Genomic DNA, 21,252 nt, shown 5'->3' on the forward strand with positions numbered 1-21,252 from the left:
GCTTGGGCTTAAATCAATGTTTGACCTTTCACAAAGATCTTGGTCAGGAATTAATGTTTCACTCGGTTTTGGCGGAGGAGCACAATGGAGCCGTATAAATATAAGTATTTACAATGGGAAATAATAAAAAACTTTATATCTGTATTATTTTATTGTTGATCATTATATCCTATAATTTGTTAAACACTAAATCTTTCATAAATCATATGAAACATGATTATTTTCCCAAAGAAATTAGTGGTAATATATACGATATTAATATAGTAAAAGGAGGGACATTATATTTAAAAGTTGAATCTACTTCTAAAGATGATGAAATAACTATAAGGAATTCTAACTTTGTTTTAAATCATATTAAGAAAGGTGTATTCATTACGAAATTAACTAATAGTAACAAATGCTATATTATCAAAGGTGATAGTATAATGTAATTTAACTGCTATGTTTTTTCAAAAGATGATTCTTTACAAATTGGAAAAGTGAGAAATTGGAATGATAGTTGCGGGATTAAACCACGCGATGCACAAGATAGATGGTCCTTTTCAAGATAAACAATCTCAACAAAAGAATCCTTGGGATGCAGATGGAGATGGAAAGATGAGTTTGGATGAAGCCAATAGCTGGTATAGAAAGGGAGATGGGAAGGCGGTTACTTTAGATGCAAGTAAAATAGATCTAAATTCTGTTGATACTAAAGGTTGGGTTAAGGGAAAAACATACAATGTTCAGACTTTAGTAAATTCAAGTGATGGAAGGGTTTTAGGTAATATTACGGTAAAATACCTAGGAAATAATCAAGTGAGTATATTACCTGATACTTATAACTTTGAACAACACGGAAAATTTATAGATAGTCCATTCAGAAATGCAGCAACTGTTCTTGGGAAATGGGTTGCTGGTGAAGGACAACAATATCAAATCAATTTTAAAGGAATAAATACAATTAGACCAAGAGTATATCACTTTGAAAGAGGGCCTAAATATTAATTATATGAAATATTTACATTTAGTTTTAATAATAGTTATTTTTTTATTGATATCTTGTAATAATTCCGATTTTACAGAGAAAATGCCTTTAGGTTATGAGTTTATTTTTGAGGGAGGAAATCAAAATAGATTACTGAAGGATAATAATTTAGTCATAGACAGCGGACTGGTGGATTGTAAATACAATAAATATTACATTGTTGTTTCTGTTGATACAACATTCTCTGATAACCCTCAAAAGATGCCTAAAAGTAGATTGAAATATTTAATTCAAAATATAAAGAAAGACACTGTTTTAAATAAAATTTCTTTTAGTGATTTACAAAAATTAATAAAACGCGATAAATCTTTACAGGATATAGATATTACAAAATAAAACTTCCCGGCTTTCGGTGGGATTTTTGTTTTTATAGTTCTGGATATTTTTCGGGATCTTAATAGGTATTGAAAACGGAATATATATAGACTGTTTTTTCGTTTTCGTCAAAGGAAAAGAATATCCATGTACGGAAAAGATTTAAAAGGCGCAGGGTTTAACCATTATATACATCAACCTAAAACTTCTTTTAAAGTTTATGATAGTGAAGGAGACTATATAGGAAAAATGAAAGTTGAAGCATACGAATTAATTACTAATCCAGATAATGGAGAACAAGGAGTTCATTTACAAGTAAGTTTTACGAGCACTTCAGATAAATATAAGGACTATAAATGGGTTCAAACAGTGGCGACAAATGGTCCTGATGCAAGGAGTCAAGATTTTCATATTTATAATGATCGTAGTCTACCAGATGAAAATACCAGTCCTTTTTACTATGCTAAGCGTGATTATGAAAGGTTTGGTTCTCTAATAAGAGAAGGAAATCGATATACATTTACAGATTCACCAACCAGAAGTAGACCTACTACTACTACTACTACTACTGTAGGTTGGAGGGCTGAATTGTCATTAGTCGGCTTTAACAGCAGTGGAGCTCACGCTGTACATACATTGTATTATGGATTTAATTTATATCCATCAGGTCATAGTCTAGCAATGCCTCTTACAAGCATTCAATATCCAAATAGATATCCATGGTTAAAAAAATAAAATATGAAAAATTTACTCATTGTTATAGTTATATTTTTTCTAAGCTGTTCTAAAAAAGAAACTGTAAATATTAACGCTTATCAAATAATGATAACTTACATAGGTCCACGAGACGCTCCACCTCCAGAAATTGTTCTCAGAAATAGCAAGACGGATAAGAAAGTTTTTCCAGTAACTAATTATCAAATAGAAAAAGAAGATTTGATGAAAATTGAGGAAGCATGCTATTCAGAAAAAACAGAGGCCATTAAGAATTCCTTAGTATTAGTTGAAATAAACAAAGATAACCATATTAAAAAATATTATTTCAATAAAGAAAGAGGTCTTAAGATTTTAGATAGAATTCAGGACCTAACTTCCCATTATAATAACAAATTTTTAAATAATGATTTTTTAAATTTAAAATTTATAACTAAGCAAGATTGGTATAATGATGAAGGGATTATAGGACGCTAAACTAAAGGTAATACATATTGGTGGTTAAAAAAATAGAATATGAAAAATTTACTTATTACTGTACTTATATTTTTTTTAGGTTGTTCTAAAAAAGAAACTGAAAATATTAATGTTTTTCAAATAACTGTAAGATATACAGGAGATTAAAACTCTCCATCGACGCGAATTATTCTTTCAAATAAAAAGCGGAATGAGAAGATTTTCCCAGAGGTCAATTATCAAGTAGAAAAAGAAGGTCTGATGAAAATCGAAGAAATTTCTTACTCAAAAATGAAGGAATTCAATAATGGTTTGTTGGTATTAGTTCAAATAAATAAAGATAACAAGATTCAAAGATATTTTTTCAATAAGAATGATGGTGTTGAGATTTTAGATAAAATAAAAAAAATAACTTCACATGACAATAACGATCGATTAGATGCTGATCTTTCTGATCTACAATTAAAAACTAAAAATACAAATAAGCATGCTTATAATTCATGAAAAGGTTATGGTATAAATTTTACCATAATCTTTTTTTATCATGCATAGGCATTCAATAGGAAATGCAATAAACAATTGCATTTTGATTCAGCTTCCTTCAGTATCAGTCAACAAGAAAACTCCCCGCATCCATCATCCTGCTCCCATCCCATAAACCTACGGCGCCTCCGGATCTGCGCTTAAATACCTTTTAATTTCCTAGCAACAATACTTCGTGGTAGTAGTATGGTATATCTTATTATCCCGGAAAAAGACAATAAAAATACAGAATTAAATCTGCCTTATCATATTAAAAATCCGTAATGGTTTTAACGTCTTGTTAACCAAAAAACTATAGGGTGTTGTTAATTATAAATTAATATAGCGTTTAATAATTCTTTAATATCTGTTAAAACCGTGTTAAAACGATACTCATAATGTCGTTCTATTTTTGCGCAAACAAAAAGGATATGCGTAAAGCAACACAGAAAGTACTCATCTTATCATTAACAGGACTCATCAGCGTGGAAGTGGCTGCCCAGCAAAGGGTGAAAAAAGACACTATTAAAAACATCGATGAGGTAGTAGTAACGGCTTTGGGAATCAAACGACACGACAAGTCATTAGGATACGTGGCGGAAACCATTAAATCCGAAGAACTGTTAAGAACCCAGAACAACAACTGGTCCCAGGCGTTGGAAGGAAAAGTGGCCGGTCTGAAAATCCAGACGGCAGGAGCAGGACCTTTGGGAAGTTCGATCATTAAGCTGCGAGGGGACATCTCCATGAATCCCGATCAGAATAATGCCCTGATCGTTGTTGATGGGATTCCGCTGAACAACAATACCACCGGTACCGGATTTTCAGCATACGGAGCAGGTTCCAAGGCAGATCTTCCCATTGATTACGGAAACGGGATCAATACCATCAATCCGGATGATATCGAATCCATCACCGTACTGAAAGGAGCCACCGCATCTGCGCTTTATGGTTCAAGAGGGGCGGGCGGAGCCATCATGATCACTACAAAATCGGGAAAAAGCAGGAAAGGGAAAGTGCAGGTGACTTTAAATTCCTATTCAAGTTACGACACGGTACTGAAATGGCCTGATTACCAGTACGAATATGGTCAGGGAACCCTTCAGAAGGATGCCAAAGGAAATTTCTATTATTCTTACGGCGCCTCGGCAGACGGCGTGAATACCGGTTCTACCAGCAGCGCATTCGGGCCTAAGTTTGCCGGGCAGTCTTATTTTCAGTACGATCCCGGTGTAGAAGGGCAGAGTCTGCAGCGTCAGTTATGGAGGCCGTATAAAGACAACATCAAAGGATTCTGGGAAACCGGAGCTACCTTTTCCAATAACATCGCCCTCGAAGCTTCCAACGAGAATACGTCATTCAGGTCATCTTTAACTTATCTCAAAAACGAATGGATGATGCCGAATACCGGTTTTAACCGGTTCACCGCCGCTTTCTCCCTAGATCACAAGCTAAACGAAAAACTGAAAGTAGGCATCAAGTTCAATTACAGCAAGACAAAAAGCGACAACCTTCCGGCAACGGGATACAGCAACCAGTCGATTTCCTACTTCATGATCTTCCAGAACCCGAACGTAGACCTTTCGTGGTACCGGCCGGTCTGGAAAGCCGGGAAAGACCAGGTGGAGCAGATTCACCCCTTCAGTTCCTTTATCGATAATCCTTACCTCATCGCTTACGAAATGCTGAACGGCGTGGATAAGAATTTTATAACCGGAAATGTAAACCTTAATTATAAGATTACCAAAAACTTTGAAGTAATGGTGCGTTCGGGAATGGAGCTTACCAATGAGCTGCGTACCCAGAAAAGACCGTGGAATTCCGCCAATTACCTGCAGGGAATGTACAGGGAGCAGTATGTGAAGCTGATGGATATGAACAATGATGTGTTGTTTACCTATAAAACCAAATTCAATGACTTCGATTTCAGCGCATCAGCCGGAGGAAATATCCGGTATATGGAATATGTCATGAACGACTATATTGCGGAAGGACTCTTAAAACCGGGCGTATATACCTTACCGAACGGAATCTCCAATATTTCCAAATTTGCCAGACCCAATGATAAGCAGGTAAACAGTGCCTATGCCCTGGCAACCCTGGGATATCAGAACAAAATATTCCTGGATCTTACCTCCAGAAACGACTGGAGCAGCACGCTTCCGGAGCAGAACCGCTCGTATTTCTATCCTTCGGCGGCTACCTCTTTCATCCTTTCGGATATTTTTAAGCTGACTTCAGACCGCTTCAACTTCTGGAAGCTGAGGGCTTCATGGTCCAGGGTAGGAAACGATTCCGATCCTTACCAACTGATCAAATATTACAACAACAGTGATTTCCAGGGTTCCGTAGAATCCCCGTCTTTATATCCGAACCCGAACCTGCGCCCCAATATGATTACCAGTATCGAAGCCGGAATGGATTTCAGCATCCTGAAAAACAGGCTGAGCTATACGCTGACGGCTTACCAGAACAATTCCAAAGACCAGATCGTGAGGATCCCGACCCTTTGGGAAACCGGATTCAGCAGCAAGGTCATCAATGCCGGAGAGGTCAGGAACCGCGGACTGGAAGTGACCCTGAACGCTTTCCCGGTAAAAAACAAGAACTTCTCATGGGCCGTGAATGCCAACTGGTCGATGAACAGGAATAAAATCCTTTCCCTGCCGGAGGAATTCAACGGCGAGCCTTACACGATGGGAAGTGTAGGCGGTGTGGTTTATTTTAATGCTTATGTCGGCGGTTCTCTGGGCGATATGTACGGATACGGACTGATGTATTCCCCGGACGGACAGGTCATCTATAACGCAACAGACGGATTGACGGCAAAACCCACCCAGATGAAAAGAATCGGGAACGCCTATCCGGAATGGAGGGCCGGAATCCAGAATGAATTCAGGTATAAAGGATTTACGGTAAGCTTCTCCTTCGACGGTCAGTACAAAGGGATGGCCTATTCCCAGTCCCATCACAAAATGACCGAGCAGGGGAAGCTGGAGCATACCTTAGCCGGAAGGGAAAACCCGAACGGAATGATTATCGGGGCCGGGGTGGTGCAGAATGCGGACGGATCCTATTCCCCTAACACCAAGGCGATCCTGCTCTCTACCTATTACGGAGATTATTACAGAAGGGCCAATGTGGAAACCAATACATTCGATACTTCATTCATCAAACTCAGGGATGCCCGGATCTCTTATTCCTTCCCGAGAAGCGTAACCGAGCAGCTTAAGATCACGGATCTTACCCTGGCTTTATTCGGAAGGAACCTCTGGATGTGGACGAAATTCCCGCTTTTTGATCCTGAAGCTGCTACCCTGAACGACAATCAGATTACCCCGGGGGTAGAAATGGGACAGCTGCCGACCGCAAGAACAGTAGGGATCCAGCTTAACGTTAAATTCTAAAATTTTACAACATGAAAAAATTACTTTTAAATATCGCATTGGTTGCAGGAATCGGTTTCATCCCGGTTTCATGCAGCAGAACCCTGGATGAGGTGAATACGGATAACAGCCGGATCAGCGAACCGGTGGCTTCAAAACTGCTTGTACCGGTACAGTATAATATGTCGGCCGTAAACTACATGAGGGCGAATGATTTCACTTTCGATCTGATGCAGGTTTCCCTCGATTTTCCGAACGAAGGAAATACCCTGAGCCGGTACAACATCACCGAAAATACAGGGGCCGGCTTCTGGAACAACAGCTACAAGTGGATCAAGCAGGTGAAAGACATGAGGGTGGCTGCAGAAAGAGACAACGATCCGAATTACCTCGCCATTTCCATGGTGCTGAATGCCTGGATTTATTCCAATCTTACCGATACTTACGGGGATGTGCCGTTTTCGGAAGCTTCCAGCCTGGAGGATAATATCTCCCAGCCTAAATTCGACCGTCAGAAAGATATCTACGTCCAGTTGCTGAACGACCTGAAAACCGCCAATTCCCTTTTTGTCACTACCAAAACACTGGGCGGGCCGGATCTTTTCTACAAAGCGGAAAGCGACGTAAACGGGATTACCAACTGGAAAAAGTTCTGCAATTCGCTTTCCCTGCGTTTGTTAACACGGATCCTCAGCAAGGACGGTGAAGTGAATGTAAAAGAGCGGATCCAGGAGATTATCAGCAATCCTACGATTTATCCTATTTTCCAGAGCAATTCGGAAACTGCTAAAGTGGCGGTAACAGGAGTGGCACCATTGCTTCCCCCGATTACGAGGCCTCAGGATTTTACAACGGGAAGAGCCGCTTCAGCATTCTTCGTGGAAACTTTAAAGGCGAACAATGACCCGAGAATGGCGCTTTTCTTCAGCCAGGCAAAAAATCTTTCCAATGCGAATATCGGGTATAAAGGCGCTCCTTCTGGGTATGCCTACGGAACGGTTTTCGATTATCAGCCGTCCAATATGAACCAGAACCTTTCCAAGGCTCCGCTTAATATTCTTGTATTCCCGTATGCCGAGCTGCAGTTTATCCTTTCGGAGCTGGCTTTTAAAGGCGTGATTCCGGGAAGTGCCCAGACGTATTATGAAAGCGGGGTAAAGGCTGCCATCGAACAGTGGGGAGCTACCATGCCTGCCAATTATTTCACCAATGCGAATGTAGCGTACAACGGAACCCTGGAAAGGATCATGCTTCAGAAATATGTGGCCCTGTTCTTTGTAGACCAGCAGCAGTGGTTTGAAAAGAGAAGAACCGGATTCCCGGTCCTGCCGAATAACGGAGGCTTGCTGAACAACGGAATCATGCCGTCAAGACTCATGTACCCGCCAAATCCGAGGGTATTGAATACCAACAATTACCAGGCAGCCGTACAGCAGATGGGCGGCGACAACATCAACGTAAAAGTGTGGTGGAATAAATAATCGTATAGAAAATTCAATGATTCAAAATTTGCCAGTAAGACTCTGTGTTCTCTGATAAGCAGGAAGTTATGCTGAGGTTGCGAAGTACCTCTGTGAAACTTAAAGCGGTATTGCAGTAAACAAAACTTACTGCACTCCGTTCCGGAAGCAATCTATCATGAGTAGGCTCTGTGATCTTTTATAAGTAGAACGCCTTTGTGAAACTTTAAAGCGGTATTGCAATCAAAAACTCAGCGTACTCCGTGTTCCAAAAGGAATCAACGCACAACGGATAATTTAAAGAAGTATTATAATTCAACAGAATAAACAATGAACATAAAATTTTTAATGCCCTGCCTGCTGATTTCAGCCATGGCGTTCTCCCAGGCTTCCGTTTCGGGATATGTATATGAAGACGGTAACAAAAACCAGAAAAAAGAAAACCGCGAAAAAGGAATTGAAGGCATAGCCGTTTCCAATGGCGCCCAGGTGGTCCTTACCGATAAAAACGGGAGGTACAGCCTGCCGGTTCAGGACGGGCAGACCATCTTCGTGATCAAACCTTCCGGGTACATGACGCCTGTGAACGGGAATAACCTTCCTCAATACTACTACCAGTATAAACCGAAGGGGTCGCCGGCCGATTTGAAATACAAAGGTTCGGCGCCTACCGGGGAACTTCCGAAAGAAATTAATTTTGCCCTGAACAGGCAGAACGAAAGCAAGAATTTCGACATCCTGGTCTTCGGCGATCCGCAGCCTTATACCGAAAAGCAGCTCGATTATTTCAGGAGAGCCATCGTGAACGAGGTGAAAAATACAAAGAAAAATGCCGTATTGGGAATCAGCCTCGGGGATCTGGTTGGGGATAACCTGAGCCTTCAGAAACCTTATGCGGATGTAATGAAAGAAATCGGGCTGCCCTGGTACAATGTGATGGGAAACCATGATATGAATTACGAAGCTAAGGAAGACCGGCTTTCCGACGAAACGTTTGAATCCAATTTCGGTCCGGCCAACTACTCCTTCAATTACGGAAACGTTCATTTTATGGTACTGGATGATATCCTGTACCCCGATCCGAGAGATAACAAAGGCTATTGGGGCGGTTTCCGCGAAGACCAGCTGCAGTTTATAGAAAACGACCTGAAACTGGTGGATAAAAACAAACTGATTGTCGTTTCCTTCCATATTCCGCTGGACCATAAAAACGAAGACAATTTCAGAAACTCAGACCGTCAGAAGTTGTTCGATAACCTGGCCCCTTTTAAGAATGCTTTGCTGTTATCGGCACACACCCACATCCAGCAGCAGCTGTTCTACGGCAAAGAAGCAGGGTGGAACGGTTCCAAAGACCTTCATGAGTACAATGCCGGGACTACGTGCGGCGACTGGTGGTCCGGAACTTCGGATGACCTTGGGCTGCCGACTTCTACCATGCGCGACGGTACGGCCAAAGGATATTCGTTCATCAGTTTCAGCGACAGCGATTACAAAATGAAATACAAAACTGCCGGCAAGCCGGAAGATTATCAAATTAACCTGTACGTTCCCAAAGTCGTTCCTTTCCCTTCAAAAACCTCTGCCAAAGTCCTGGCCAACTTCTTCATGGGGAGCAAAAAAGACAAGGTGGAATACAGGATAGACGGTGGGAAATGGGAAGACATGCAGTACGATGAAACGGTAGACCCGAACTTTGCGATGTCGGTTTTCAAATGGGACACGACACAGACCATGCTGGCGGGCAGAAGACCTTCCAATCCGGAAATGTCCAAACACATCTGGATAGGAGAGTTTCCGAAAAAGCTTTCCCTCGGAAAACATAAGGTTGAGGTAAAAGCAACGGATATGTACGGAAACGAATTTTCTGCAACAGAAGAATTCGATGTCCGGGATCAGATCATAATCCCTTAACTTTCATTTACTACTATACTTTCAAGGAAACCGGCCCGCTTTTGGGTCGGTTTTAATTTTTAATAATTAACCGGAACAATCGTTCACCGCAACAAACCTTCAAGGTTTAGAATAGAACGCGTTTGTGTCGTTTTAATCTCAACTTCAACCTCAAAAGTTACAGATTTATTATATCAATCGTCACCATATCGTTGGGAACACGAATTTCCGGATCATCTTTTGTAAATTTGCGGACACGAATAAAAAATTCTAAAAAAATGAATATAAACGGAAAAAATGCCGTCGTAACGGGAGGCGGAAGAGGACTGGGAAAAGCAGTGGCTTTAGCGCTGGCTGCCGAAGGGGTACACGTGGCCATCACGGGAAGAAATGAAGAAAACCTTAAAATGACGGTTGAAGAGATTAAAAAGTTCGGGGTAAATGCAACCTATGCCGTCTTTTCCGTAGACAATGAAATCCAGGTAAAGGCAGGAATCGAGCTGGTGGCAGAACAGATGGGCGGCATCGATATCCTTATCAACAATGCGGGCATCGGCGACTTCGGATCCATCGAAGAAATGCCTTCCGAAACCTGGGAGCAGGTGATCAGGACCAATCTTTTCGGAGTCTATTACGCAGCCAAAGCGGCTTATCCGTTCCTGAAGGCCAAAGGAGAAGGGGATGTAATTAACGTGGCCTCAACAGCCGGTCTGAAGGGCGGCCCGAACATGTCAGCTTACGCAGCCTCCAAAGCAGCGGTGGTTTCCCTGTCGCAATCCATGATGGCGGAGTGGAGAAAACAGAACATCCGCGTGATCACCTTGACCCCGAGCACCATCGCTTCCGATATGTCCATCCAGGGCGGCCTGACCGATGGGAATCCTGAAAAAGTCCTGCAGCCGGAAGATTTTGCCGAGTGGGTACGGGATATCCTGAAAATGAACAGACGTGCTTTGATCGCCAACGGGTCTATCTTCTCAACGAATCCGTAAGGGTTAAAGTTTAAAATTTCAGGTTCAGGGTTTTGTCTCAGGAACCTGATCGTATATCTAAAGCGGGCTCCGGTCCGCTTATTTTATGGCAGATGATTCGCGAAATACAAAAATTCTGTAAGAACCGATCATTATCCATCAGTCATCATTTATTTCGGAGCTGTTTCCGGCTATCCACTCTTACTCCTCGCGCCGCCGCTAAAGCCTCCGCCTGCTGTGGGGTAACCGTTGCTATCCGGGCTATGGCCTTGGTGGGTAGATTCGGCATCCGGGCATGAATCAACACGCGTCATATAATGTTCCCATAGATTCCACAGATTTCACGCATGGTGTGGCCTCGGCTCCGCTCAGTCACCGGATAAGCGTTCCTTAGAATCATGGGATTTAAAAATCAAAGATTTGACTCATCTTTTATTTATATTGTTATATGAATTCGCGAACCTCTTCGGGGGTTTTAGCTCATCAGGAATTTCAATCTGCAATTTAACCAAGCAATTTTAAAAATTCAATTTTTAAATATTTATTTTTGCAGCAAATTATTCACATGCAAAATTATTTAGAATTCGATTTCAGAATTACCCCGCTTCAGCCGTGGAACGAAATCCTGATGGCCGAACTGATCCAGATCGGTTTCGACAGTTTCACAGAAGAGCTGGAAGGGATTTTAGGATATATCCAGAAAGACCTTTTTAATGAAGAGGAACTGAAAGCCTTACCGCTTTTTCAGAATGAAGAAGTAAAAATCGGGTATACCTTCAAAGAAATGCCCAACATCAACTGGAATGAAGAGTGGGAAAAAAACTTCGAGCCGATCAACATCGACGATAAGGTGCTGATCCGGGCTGAATTCCACGAATCGGTTCCCGGAATGCACGAGATCGTGATCCAGCCGAAAATGTCTTTCGGGACAGGCCATCACCCTACCACCCACCTGATGATCCAGCAGATGATGGATATTGATTTCCAGGATAAAAAAGTGCTGGATATGGGTTGCGGAACTTCCGTCCTGGCCATTTATGCCAAACAGAACGGCGCCGGGGAAACCAAAGCGATCGACATCGACGAATGGTCGGTGGAAAATTCAAAGGAAAATGCCGCCCGCAACAATGTAGAACTGGATATCGAGCTTGGGACAGCCGATAATCTCGGAAACGAAAACTACGATATCATTCTGGCCAACATCAACAGGAACATCCTGATTTCCGATATCCCGACCTATGTGACCGTATTGAACGACGGAGGAAAGCTTCTGCTCTCCGGATTATGCTTCTTCGATGTGGATGACATCCTGGAAGTCTGCAGAGAAAGCGGGCTGGAGCTTAAAAAGCAGCTGCAGCGGGAAGAGTGGGTGAGCCTTCTTCTCGAAAAATAAACACCCCGGAATATTAATATGAAAACCTTTTTTACCGCTTTACTCCTGCTTACCGTTCAATTCCTCTTTGCACAGGAAGAAGTGTATGCCGACGGAATTTTTAATTTCGAAGAAAACAAACCGCAGAAAATATTTACCGCCGGTGCAAGGATCCGGCAGTCTCCTGAAGTTAACGCACAGGTCCTGGATTCTCTGCCGGCCAATCAGGAGGTATTCATCCTCAAAAAAGAAGAGAGGGTACTGAAATTAGGCGAGAGAACGGCCAACTGGTATAGGGTTTCTTATCAGAAAGGCGACCGGGCTTCCGAAGGTTATGTCTGGGGCGGGAACCTCTGCACAGGCTACCGGAATAAAAACGGCTATGATTTCCTATTGGGCCTTGCAAAGACCATCACTAAAAAAGATCCGCAGTTTCCCACGGAAACCATTCAGCAGAACATGGCTGCCGTAAAGATGATGGAAGGGCCTGCCGTAATCGATGAGGTTTCCTTTGAAACGGGCTCGGGAGAAAGTCTGAGCTATGGAACTTTTACGGTAGAAAGCAACCACAAACTCAAAAATGTTGAATTTACCTTAAAAGCTGCTGTTTCCGGGGAGGCATGCGGAATTCCCGGGTACGACCAATATATTTTAGTTACCGGTAAAAAACTTATTGCCCTGCCCCAGCTGATGAGCGTAGGAGATGCCGATGTCTATTACCATCACGAAGAATTTATTTTCCCCAATGATAAAGGCGGGGTCACCAATGCGTTCATTTATAAAATGGAGGAAATGGAAAAAGATGAAAAGGACCGTGAAAAAAGGAAAAAAGCTTCGAAAACGTATCTTTGGGACGGAACTGCTTACCGGCTGAAACAAACCCGTTGATTCCAGACAGGACTAATGAAAAAGAATACAAACCACCACGATGAAAATCTTTTCCCGGTTCTGACTACCGAAAGACTGCTGCTGCGGAGATTTCAGCAGGATGATATTGAATCCGTATACAGAGGCCTGTCGCATCCGGAGGTGATCAGGTATTATGGGGTAAGCTACGGCAGTCCGGAAGCCACTCAGGAGCAGATGGACTGGTTTGAGATGATTGAGAAAGAAGAGAAGGGTCTCTGGTGGGCCGTTTGTAACCGGCAGGACCAGGCTTTTCTTGGGGCCGTCGGGTTCAACAACTGGACGAAAGAGTACCGGAAAATCGAAATGGGCTACTGGCTGCTGCCCGAATACTGGGGCTCCGGAATTATCGGGGAAGCCGGACAGGCCGCCTGTAAATATGCTTTTCAAAAAATGGAGATCCACCGGATTGAAGCCGTCGTAGAAACGGAAAATGGCAACAGCAAAAAAGTAATGGCCCGACTGGGTTTTGAGCTGGAAGGCGTCATGAGAGACTGTGAAATAAAAGACGGAAAATTCATCAGCCTGGAAATGTACGCAAGGCTGAACCGGATTTAAAAATTAATCTTTTATCCGGATTTAAAAAACGATAGAGCAGTAATATGAAACATTCTATATTTGGAATAATGGAAGAATTTATTCCTGAAAATCCTGAAGAAGCAGATAGGCGTTATTCAGGTTTCGGGAAAGATCTTTATAGAAAAATCCAGCAAAAATTTCCGGATGTTTTCAGAAATCTGCACTATTATCAAAGAATAGGTATCCGGATCGAAGACAGCTATGCGGTATATTGTAACCATGAAAATTCATTTTGTATTCAGCTTGATCCGTTATGCGAAAAAATAATATTATGGAATGAAGAAACACAGATCGAAATTGGTATTGGTCCGATGACGAATATGGAGAAGCTTTACAATTTATTGAAAATGAATTGCTGCACAGGCAATAAACATGTAAATAGCTGTAAGAAAATGTAGATATCTTGCTGGATTCAAAAATCCGTTAGTTTTATTGTGTATAATTTAATGATTCAGAACCGGTCTTGCTTTTGGGGCCAACTCTGAAAACCGGACTTTTAAAACCATTAAAAATGAAAACTTCAAAAAAGAAGTGGTCTTGATTGTACAGAATCTACGATTTCAAACGGATCAGTTACAAAATTTTGACCGTCCCTGTTTCAACCGGGGCGGTCCTTCGGCTAAGCTTCCTTAAAACAAAAAACCTCACAACGGAAGTTGTAAGGTTGAAAGTGAGCGCGAAAGGATTCGAACCTTTGACCGTCTGCTTAGAAGGCAGATGCTCTATCCAGCTGAGCTACGCACCCTGAAATGTTTTTGAAGTCGGGGCGGCAGGATTCGAACCTGCGACCTCCTGGTCCCAAACCAGGCGCGATGACCGGACTACGCTACGCCCCGATTGAGGTCATCTTTTAACAAGAATTACCTTGTTTTTTGTGGGTGCAAATATAGAATGTTTTTTTGAATTATAAAAATAAATGTACAAGAATTTTTCGTCAATCTTAAATAAATAAGGCTTTGCCTTACTTACTTCATTCATAATCATTAGCTTAGATAAACTTATATTTAGGACAATTATTTTTACCGTTTTTTTTTTTTTTAATATAAGAAAGCCGGATGCCGGGTTTCCGGAAAATATTTAATCACTTTTTCGTGAAATGGGGTATATCTTTCTTAAAAAAATATTTTATGTGTGTATTTTCTTTATTATATTTATCACATAATGATTTATGATTAAAATATGAATAGTTATCCGGTTCCTGATAATGAAAAAGAGCGGGTTGAAAGAATGCAACTCTTTGATCTTCTGCATCAGTCTGAAGATCCTCAGATGGATATATTTGCAGAAACGGCATGCCTGATCTCCGGTTGTCCCGCCGCTTACATTGCGCTTATGGAAAGCAATACCCAGACGATCCAGAGCTGTATCGGTACTTCCATCGGAATTCTGGAGCGCAAAGATACGGTCTGCCAGTATTCAATTGCAAGTGGTGAAATAGTGGTCATCGAAGATACTTTGCTGGACGACAGAACCTCCGGCAATCAGCTGGTTTTGGAAAACAAAATCCGCTTTTATGCAGGAATGCCGCTGATGGATGAAGGATTTGCGCTTGGGACAATCTGTGTGCTGGATTATCAGCCGAGATCCTTATCCGGAGACCAGATAAATACGCTCAAAAAATTAGCCGAAGCAGTGACAAAATTGCTGCTCGCCAAAAAGAAGAATATCCAGGCCGAATATTTTCAGCAGATTTTTGATGTTTCAAATAACCCGATCTGCGTTTTGAACGATAAGCTGGAGGTGAAGGATATCAATCCTGCCTTTGAAAAAGCTTTTAAGATAAGCAGGGACGAGGTGGCCGCTGTACCTTTTATGGAGCTTTTGGGAAATCAGTCCGAAGGAGTTCAGGAAAAGATAGAAAGCTTTTCCGTGAATAACGGGGAGCTGATGATTACTACGTCTTCAAAAACGGACGACACACATAAAGTCATTATCGAGTGGTATATGAAAAGCAACCATAGCCATTCTGAAATTTTTTGCTTCGGAACCAATATGACCCAGCATATTGAAGAAAAAAGTCAACTGGCAAGTTCTGAACGCCGTTTCAGGCGCTTTTTCGAAAACGCCATCGGCCTGATGAGCATGCACGATATGGAAGGCAATATTCTTGAAGTGAATAAAAAAGGGAGGGAGATCCTGAATTATTCGGAAGAAGAGGTAGAAGGGCTGAATCTGAAGGATCTGGTTCCTGAAAAAAACCATCTGCTTCTACAGGAGTACCTCCGGCAGATCAATGAGAATAAGGAACATCTGGGTACCATGGTGCTGAAGACAAAAGAAGGGGAAGAACTGATCTGGATGTACCACAACCGGGTGGAATTTGATAAGGAAGGTAATCCCTATGTATTAAGTACCGCCCTGAATATAACGGAAAGGATGCTGCTGGAAAAAGACCTGCTCTATACAAAGAAAATACTGGAACAGACCAGTGCTGTGGCTCAGGTCGGGGGATGGGAGGTCAATCTTAAAAATCAGTCCGTATTCTGGTCCGATACCACAAAAGAGATTCATAAAGTAGCGCCCGGCTATCAGCCTGAATTCCAGGAGGCGTTACATTTTTACCGGGAAGAGGATCAGGCGAAGGTCGGGTTCTTGTTCAACAGGGCGATTTCGGAAGGAACCGGCTATGATGAAGAATTCCAGCTGGTGCGGCAGGACGGCGTCATGATCTGGGTGCGGGTGAAAGCCATTCCTGAATTTGAGAACGGATCCTGTAACAAAGTATTCGGGATTATTCAGGATATCGATGCGTTCAAGAAGCTTTACCTTGAGTTATCGAAAAAAGAAGCCATGCTGCAGTCTTTTGTCACATATGCTCCGGTTGCGGTTGCGATGTTTGACCGGAACCTCAACTATCTTTCTGCAAGCAGTTGCTGGCGCGAGGAGTTTAATATGAACGATATGGAACTTGTCGGCGAGAATATGTTTACCATCTCACCGAACGCTTCCGATGAAATCAAGAGCATTTACCGGGATGCCATCACAGGCAAAGACTATAAGAATGAGGATTTTACGCTTTCGGTCAGCCATAAGGAAGAACTGCAGCATTATAACCTTGAGGTAAGGCCCTGGTATCTTTCTGATGGAATAGTCGGGGGACTCATTGTTTCCGTACAGAATATTACAAATACCATAAAAACCAATAATGAGCTTAGAGAAGCTAAGAAAATGGCCGATATCGCAAGCAAGGCAAAATCCGAATTCTTAGCCAATATGAGCCATGAAATCCGTACCCCGCTGAACGGGGTTATCGGTTTTTCAGACCTTCTGCTGAAGACGCCGCTTAATGAGACGCAGAAACAATATCTGAACTATATCAACGAATCGGGCGAAAACCTACTCACGATCATTAATGACATCCTTGATTTCTCTAAAATCGAATCCGGTAAGATGGACCTCGTTATTGAGAAATGCAATGTGTATGATCTGGTTAATCAGGTCATCAATGTCATCCTGTATCAGTCGCAGAAGAAAAATATCGAATTGTTGCTGAATATTGATCCGGGACTTCCTAAAACTTTAATGATGGATGAATCCAGGCTGAAACAGATCCTGATCAACCTGTTGGGAAATGCCGTAAAGTTTACCGAACAGGGCGAGATCGAACTCAAGGTAGAAAAGCTGGACATAAGCGGCGAAAAAATTGTACTCCGGTTTGCCGTCCGTGATACAGGGGTCGGAATAGCAGAAGAAAAGCAGCAGTACATCTTCAATGCCTTCACCCAGGAAAACAGCTCGATCAGTAAAAAATACGGCGGAACAGGTCTTGGGCTTACCATTTCAAATAATATCCTGGGCTATATGGGAACCCATCTTCAGTTAGAAAGTACCCCTGGCAGAGGCTCCGTATTCTATTTTGATATTGAAGTTCCCTATGAACTTTCCGAACCAAATGGTGATGAAGAACTGAAAATCGAAAAAGCACTGGTCGTAGATGATAATGAAGCCAACAGGATCATCCTTCAGCATATGCTGGCTTATAAGAATATTGAATCGAAATTGGCAGCCAACGGGATGGAAGCTTTGCAGATCCTGCTGTCCGGTGAACGTTTCGATATTATCCTGATGGATTATCACATGCCGGTAATTTCAGGATTGGAGACCATCGAAAAAATAAAAGCTTTATTCAGCAAACAGGATGAGACGTCTCCGCTGGTCATTCTCCACACTTCCTCAGAGGAACATGATGTCATTAATTCTTTCCGCCAGGAAGAAAATTCCTATTTCCTGCTGAAACCCATCAAATCTGAAGAACTGTACAGAACCCTGAGAAGGGCAGTGGAAAACAATGAAAAGGAAATTCCGGGAATCGCCTCGCAGGAAAAGCAGGAACCTGTTTTACAGGTACAGGAACTGCGGGTACTGCTGGTAGATGACAATCCGGTTAATATGATCCTCAACCATAAAATAATGACCTCTCTCATTCCTGATGTACATCTTACCGAAGCGGTTAACGGACTGGAGGCCTGGGAGCTGTGTCAAAATCAGGATTTCTCACTGATCCTGATGGATGTGCAGATGCCGATAATGGATGGGATGGAAGCCACGAAAAAAATACGGCAGCTGCCGGGCTATACGGATTTGCCGATTATCGGAGTGACTGCTGGAACGATAGCAGGAGAAAAAGAAAAATGTCTGGCATCGGGAATGGATGATTTCCTCCCGAAGCCCCTGCGCCAGGCCGATCTGTTGGAAATGCTCAAAAAATATCTGACCCCGGAGAATGAAAATGTCCGGAATACGGCAGGCACGGAAGACTATCTCGACATGAGCCTGCTCTATGAGCAGACCGGAGATGATGAGGATTTTAAACAGATGTTTTTAAATCTGGTGACCAGCGAGCTCAGACTGGCAGAAAGCAGCATCAGATCGGCTGTTGCAGAAAAAAATGATGCCGAACTCGGGAAAATACTTCATAAACTCAGAGGCACGGCCGGTACGGCGGGATTGGTGAAGCTGGCAGAAACCACTTTGCATTGGGAAACAAAAAAAGATTGGCAGACCGATTCTCTTTCCCTGTTACAGGAAATTACCGGCGAAATAACCAACGGATTGAATGCGATAAAATCTTTAATCAAGTAAAAATAAAATTATGCTGGTTTGGATAAGAAGATAATGATGTATAGATCTTAAAATAATAGAGCATAAATTATTGAAAGCAGATTTGTTTGAGTAATAGATGCAGATAATTTAGTTCGTCTGAAAGCTGTTTTGAATTAAATCAAAATCCATTTTTACTTGGCTTCTTTCAGTAATTTAAGTCTGATGTAGGAATTAATCAGTCCTGGGCAGATGGTAGAAATTACCCCGGGCATCGCATGGGGTTAGATAAAGCACAGACCAATTTAGCCCTGAAAAAGTGTAAGCATTAATACAGGTTGTCACTCGGATGAGCTATTGGATTCATGACATCCTTTTATATCTCATGGAGCGTCTTCTTCGGATATCTTAGAATCATCTTTTCTCCGGATTTACGTTAAAATAGTTTGATAATCATTTATTTAAGCAGAAAACATGAAGAAGTTTTTACTTTTTTTCTTTTCAATACTTTCCCTTTCCTTTATCTGTAATTTTTATCTGGAGAGAAGGATAATTCTTGCTTTCTCAGTAATAAAGAGAAAAGAAATTAAAGATCTTGAACATAATTCCAACAAAAATTTTTACAAATACAGAATTGAAAACATAGGAGTGAGTTTACAAAAGGAATTGATAAAAATGAATACTGACGAATGTCTGTTTAAGGTAAGAAAAGATTATTTCTACTTTTTCCAGAATAAAGTTGTCTATATCCGTAATCAGCAAAGGTGCCTTAAGGTCATGGTATGCTATAATTTTCCGGAATCTGTTTTTAAAATAGAAGGATTTCAAAGCTGTAATTAATGAATAAACTAAAGGTCGTAGGAATCAGTACTAAAAACAGGTGAACTAAAAGTTCCAGAGGTATATCTTATAGTTATAATCTTCTATCAGAAAATGATTTTCATACCATCGATTCCCAACCCACATCATTGCGTTACGGGACTGATTCTTTTTTTAAGTGAGCGCAAAAGGATTGATTTTATTGAATCTTCGATCTCGAACTGTTGACCGTCCCGGTGAAGATCAGGATGCTCCGCTCAGCTGAACCGTAGCCCCTAAAAACAAAAAAACCTTACAACAGAAGTGGTAAGGTTTTTTAAGTGAGCGCGAAAGGATTCGAACCTTTGACCGTCTGCTTAGAAGGCAGATGCTCTATCCAGCTGAGCTACGCACCCATTGTAAGGTTGATTCCGCTTAGGTTGTAATTAAGCGCGTTAAAAAGTCGGGGCGGCAGGATTCGAACCTGCGACCTCCTGGTCCCAAACCAGGCGCGATGACCGGACTACGCTACGCCCCGAAAAGATATATAAGAAAGCGGAGGGTAAGGGATTCGAACCCTTGCGACACTTTCGCGTCGACAGTTTAGCAAACTGCTCCGTTAACCACTCCGGCAACCCTCCTGTTTATCTTCGTTTTTTAATGATCGTTACTCCTTTATTGCGAGTGCAAATATAGAACAGATTTCTTTATTTACCAAATATTTTTCAAGAAAAATTTCCGTATTTTTGAGGTAATAAACGACTAAAAAAAGTAACTCATGCGTAATACATTATATATCATCGGATTAAGCACGCTTGTTTTTTCCTGTACCTCGCAGCAGAACGCGAAAAAAAAACAATATATCCCCCGGACGCCCGCGGTACAGCCGAAAACGGCAGGTAAAACACAGCCGGGCGATAAGCTGAAGCCGAAAGTAACCACTGATCACGGCGTAGAATTTTTTACCACCAACATCGCCGACATTGCGAAAAATGACAACACGGCCAGTTACGGTTCCATCGTTTCTGCAAAGCCGGCAGGCTACAAAGTGGTAAAGACCTATTTCCCTGCCATTGCGCAGAATTTCAGACAGCGGTATCTCATCTTACACTATACGGCTTTACCGGATGATAAATCGGTTACCGTTCTTTCCCAACAGTCGGTGAGTGCCCATTATCTGGTCAACAATACCGGCGATAATGAAATCTATCAGTTGGTGGACGAAAACAAGCGCGCCTATCATGCAGGAGTCAGTGCCTGGAGAAACGACCGCAACCTGAATGACAATTCCATCGGGATTGAAATCGTAAACACCGGTTTTACCACCGATGCTTCCGGAAAAAGAATTTTTGTGCCGTTCGATGAGGCACAGGTGAAAAAAGTGGCTGCTCTGGTGAAAGATATTGTAACCCGCTATAATATTCCGGCAACGAATATCCTGGCCCATTCGGATATTGCGCCTACGAGAAAGCAGGATCCGGGACCGTTGTTTCCATGGAAAAAGCTGTACGATGACTATCAGATCGGGATGTGGTATGATGATGCCATTAAGCAGGGATATTATGACCTGGCAACCTCTACAGGCTTTCAGAATACGTACAACGATCCGGCTTTCATCATCAGTGTTCAGACGCAGCTGCAGAAATTCGGTTATGCACTGGATCTATCCGGAAAGTGGGATGATGCCACCAAAAAAACGATCGAAGCATTCCAGTACCACTTCCGACCGCAGAATTACGATGGAATCATGGATGCAGAAACCTTTTCGATCCTTCAGGCTTTAAACCAGAAATACCCGGTAAAATAAAGGTAA

The 21,252-nt window shown here is 42.1% G+C and carries 15 protein-coding genes and 5 tRNA genes; 15 read left to right on the forward strand and 5 right to left on the reverse strand.

The genetic code is table 11. The features are described 5' to 3' along the window. The first annotated feature begins 519 nt into the window (after positions 1-519). From CHA01nite_RS15690 to CHA01nite_RS15750, 13 genes are all read left to right on the forward strand, one after another. Positions 520-987: a hypothetical protein gene (locus CHA01nite_RS15690; protein WP_146943059.1), complete on the forward strand. Its 468-nt coding sequence runs from the start codon at positions 520-522 to the stop codon at positions 985-987. A 4-nt stretch (positions 988-991) separates the two neighbouring features. Beyond that, positions 992-1,363, forward strand: a complete 372-nt coding sequence (locus CHA01nite_RS15695) for a hypothetical protein (protein ID WP_146943061.1) — start codon at positions 992-994, stop codon at positions 1,361-1,363. Between the two features lie 126 nt (positions 1,364-1,489). After that, a complete protein-coding gene (locus tag CHA01nite_RS15700) occupies positions 1,490-2,077 on the forward strand; it encodes a hypothetical protein (RefSeq protein WP_146943063.1) in 588 nt (195 codons plus the stop codon). Positions 2,078-2,080: 3 nt separating this feature from the next. Then, complete coding sequence (locus CHA01nite_RS15705; protein WP_146943065.1) at positions 2,081-2,533, forward strand: hypothetical protein; 453 nt, start codon at positions 2,081-2,083, stop codon at positions 2,531-2,533. Between the two features lie 240 nt (positions 2,534-2,773). Continuing rightward, positions 2,774-3,016 carry a hypothetical protein gene (locus CHA01nite_RS15710; RefSeq protein WP_146943078.1) on the forward strand — a complete coding sequence of 81 codons (243 nt, stop codon included), beginning with the start codon at positions 2,774-2,776 and terminating at the stop codon, positions 3,014-3,016. 449 nt (positions 3,017-3,465) lie between these two features. Then, the gene (locus tag CHA01nite_RS15715) at positions 3,466-6,441 is read left to right on the forward strand and encodes a SusC/RagA family TonB-linked outer membrane protein (protein ID WP_146943080.1); all 2,976 of its coding nucleotides are present in this window, start codon (positions 3,466-3,468) and stop codon (positions 6,439-6,441) included. 11 nt (positions 6,442-6,452) lie between these two features. Further along, positions 6,453-7,901, forward strand: a complete 1,449-nt coding sequence (locus CHA01nite_RS15720) for a SusD/RagB family nutrient-binding outer membrane lipoprotein (protein WP_146943082.1) — start codon at positions 6,453-6,455, stop codon at positions 7,899-7,901. A gap of 309 nt (positions 7,902-8,210) precedes the next feature. Next, positions 8,211-9,794 carry a calcineurin-like phosphoesterase C-terminal domain-containing protein gene (locus tag CHA01nite_RS15725; protein WP_146943084.1) on the forward strand — a complete coding sequence of 528 codons (1,584 nt, stop codon included), beginning with the start codon at positions 8,211-8,213 and terminating at the stop codon, positions 9,792-9,794. A 257-nt stretch (positions 9,795-10,051) separates the two neighbouring features. Further along, positions 10,052-10,765, forward strand: a complete 714-nt coding sequence (locus CHA01nite_RS15730) for a 3-ketoacyl-ACP reductase (RefSeq protein ID WP_146943086.1) — start codon at positions 10,052-10,054, stop codon at positions 10,763-10,765. A 544-nt stretch (positions 10,766-11,309) separates the two neighbouring features. Further along, a complete protein-coding gene (gene prmA, locus CHA01nite_RS15735) occupies positions 11,310-12,137 on the forward strand; it encodes a 50S ribosomal protein L11 methyltransferase (protein ID WP_146943088.1) in 828 nt (275 codons plus the stop codon). Positions 12,138-12,155: 18 nt separating this feature from the next. Beyond that, positions 12,156-13,004 (forward strand): SH3 domain-containing protein, encoded by an 849-nt coding sequence (locus tag CHA01nite_RS15740; protein WP_146943090.1) that lies wholly within the window; start codon positions 12,156-12,158, stop codon positions 13,002-13,004. Positions 13,005-13,019: 15 nt separating this feature from the next. Next, positions 13,020-13,580, forward strand: a complete 561-nt coding sequence (locus tag CHA01nite_RS15745) for a GNAT family N-acetyltransferase (RefSeq protein ID WP_146943092.1) — start codon at positions 13,020-13,022, stop codon at positions 13,578-13,580. Positions 13,581-13,624: 44 nt separating this feature from the next. After that, a complete protein-coding gene (locus CHA01nite_RS15750; protein ID WP_146943094.1) occupies positions 13,625-13,999 on the forward strand; it encodes a hypothetical protein in 375 nt (124 codons plus the stop codon). 273 nt (positions 14,000-14,272) lie between these two features. Here the strand turns inward: CHA01nite_RS15750 and CHA01nite_RS15755 are convergent. Both CHA01nite_RS15755 and CHA01nite_RS15760 read right to left on the reverse strand, forming a co-directional pair. After that, positions 14,273-14,346: transfer RNA gene (locus CHA01nite_RS15755), tRNA-Arg, on the reverse strand. Between the two features lie 16 nt (positions 14,347-14,362). Beyond that, a tRNA-Pro gene (locus CHA01nite_RS15760) sits at positions 14,363-14,437 on the reverse strand. Between the two features lie 343 nt (positions 14,438-14,780). Here CHA01nite_RS15760 and CHA01nite_RS15765 point away from each other — a divergent pair. Continuing rightward, entirely contained in the window at positions 14,781-18,683 is a 3,903-nt protein-coding gene (locus CHA01nite_RS15765) for a response regulator (RefSeq protein WP_146943096.1), read from the forward strand. Positions 18,684-19,781: 1,098 nt separating this feature from the next. Here the strand turns inward: CHA01nite_RS15765 and CHA01nite_RS15770 are convergent. From CHA01nite_RS15770 to CHA01nite_RS15780, 3 genes are all read right to left on the reverse strand, one after another. Then, positions 19,782-19,855, reverse strand: a tRNA-Arg gene (locus tag CHA01nite_RS15770). 47 nt (positions 19,856-19,902) lie between these two features. After that, positions 19,903-19,977 (reverse strand) — tRNA-Pro (locus CHA01nite_RS15775). 18 nt (positions 19,978-19,995) lie between these two features. Further along, positions 19,996-20,080 (reverse strand) — tRNA-Ser (locus CHA01nite_RS15780). Positions 20,081-20,217: 137 nt separating this feature from the next. Between CHA01nite_RS15780 and CHA01nite_RS15785 the strand changes: the two genes are divergently transcribed. Continuing rightward, on the forward strand, positions 20,218-21,246 hold the full coding sequence (locus CHA01nite_RS15785) for an N-acetylmuramoyl-L-alanine amidase (protein ID WP_146943098.1): 1,029 nt from the start codon (positions 20,218-20,220) through the stop codon (positions 21,244-21,246). Positions 21,247-21,252: the final 6 nt, after the last annotated feature.

Origin of the sequence: Chryseobacterium hagamense (assembly GCF_007991455.1) — a bacterium.
Taxonomy (GTDB): Bacteria; Bacteroidota; Bacteroidia; order Flavobacteriales; family Weeksellaceae; genus Chryseobacterium; species Chryseobacterium hagamense.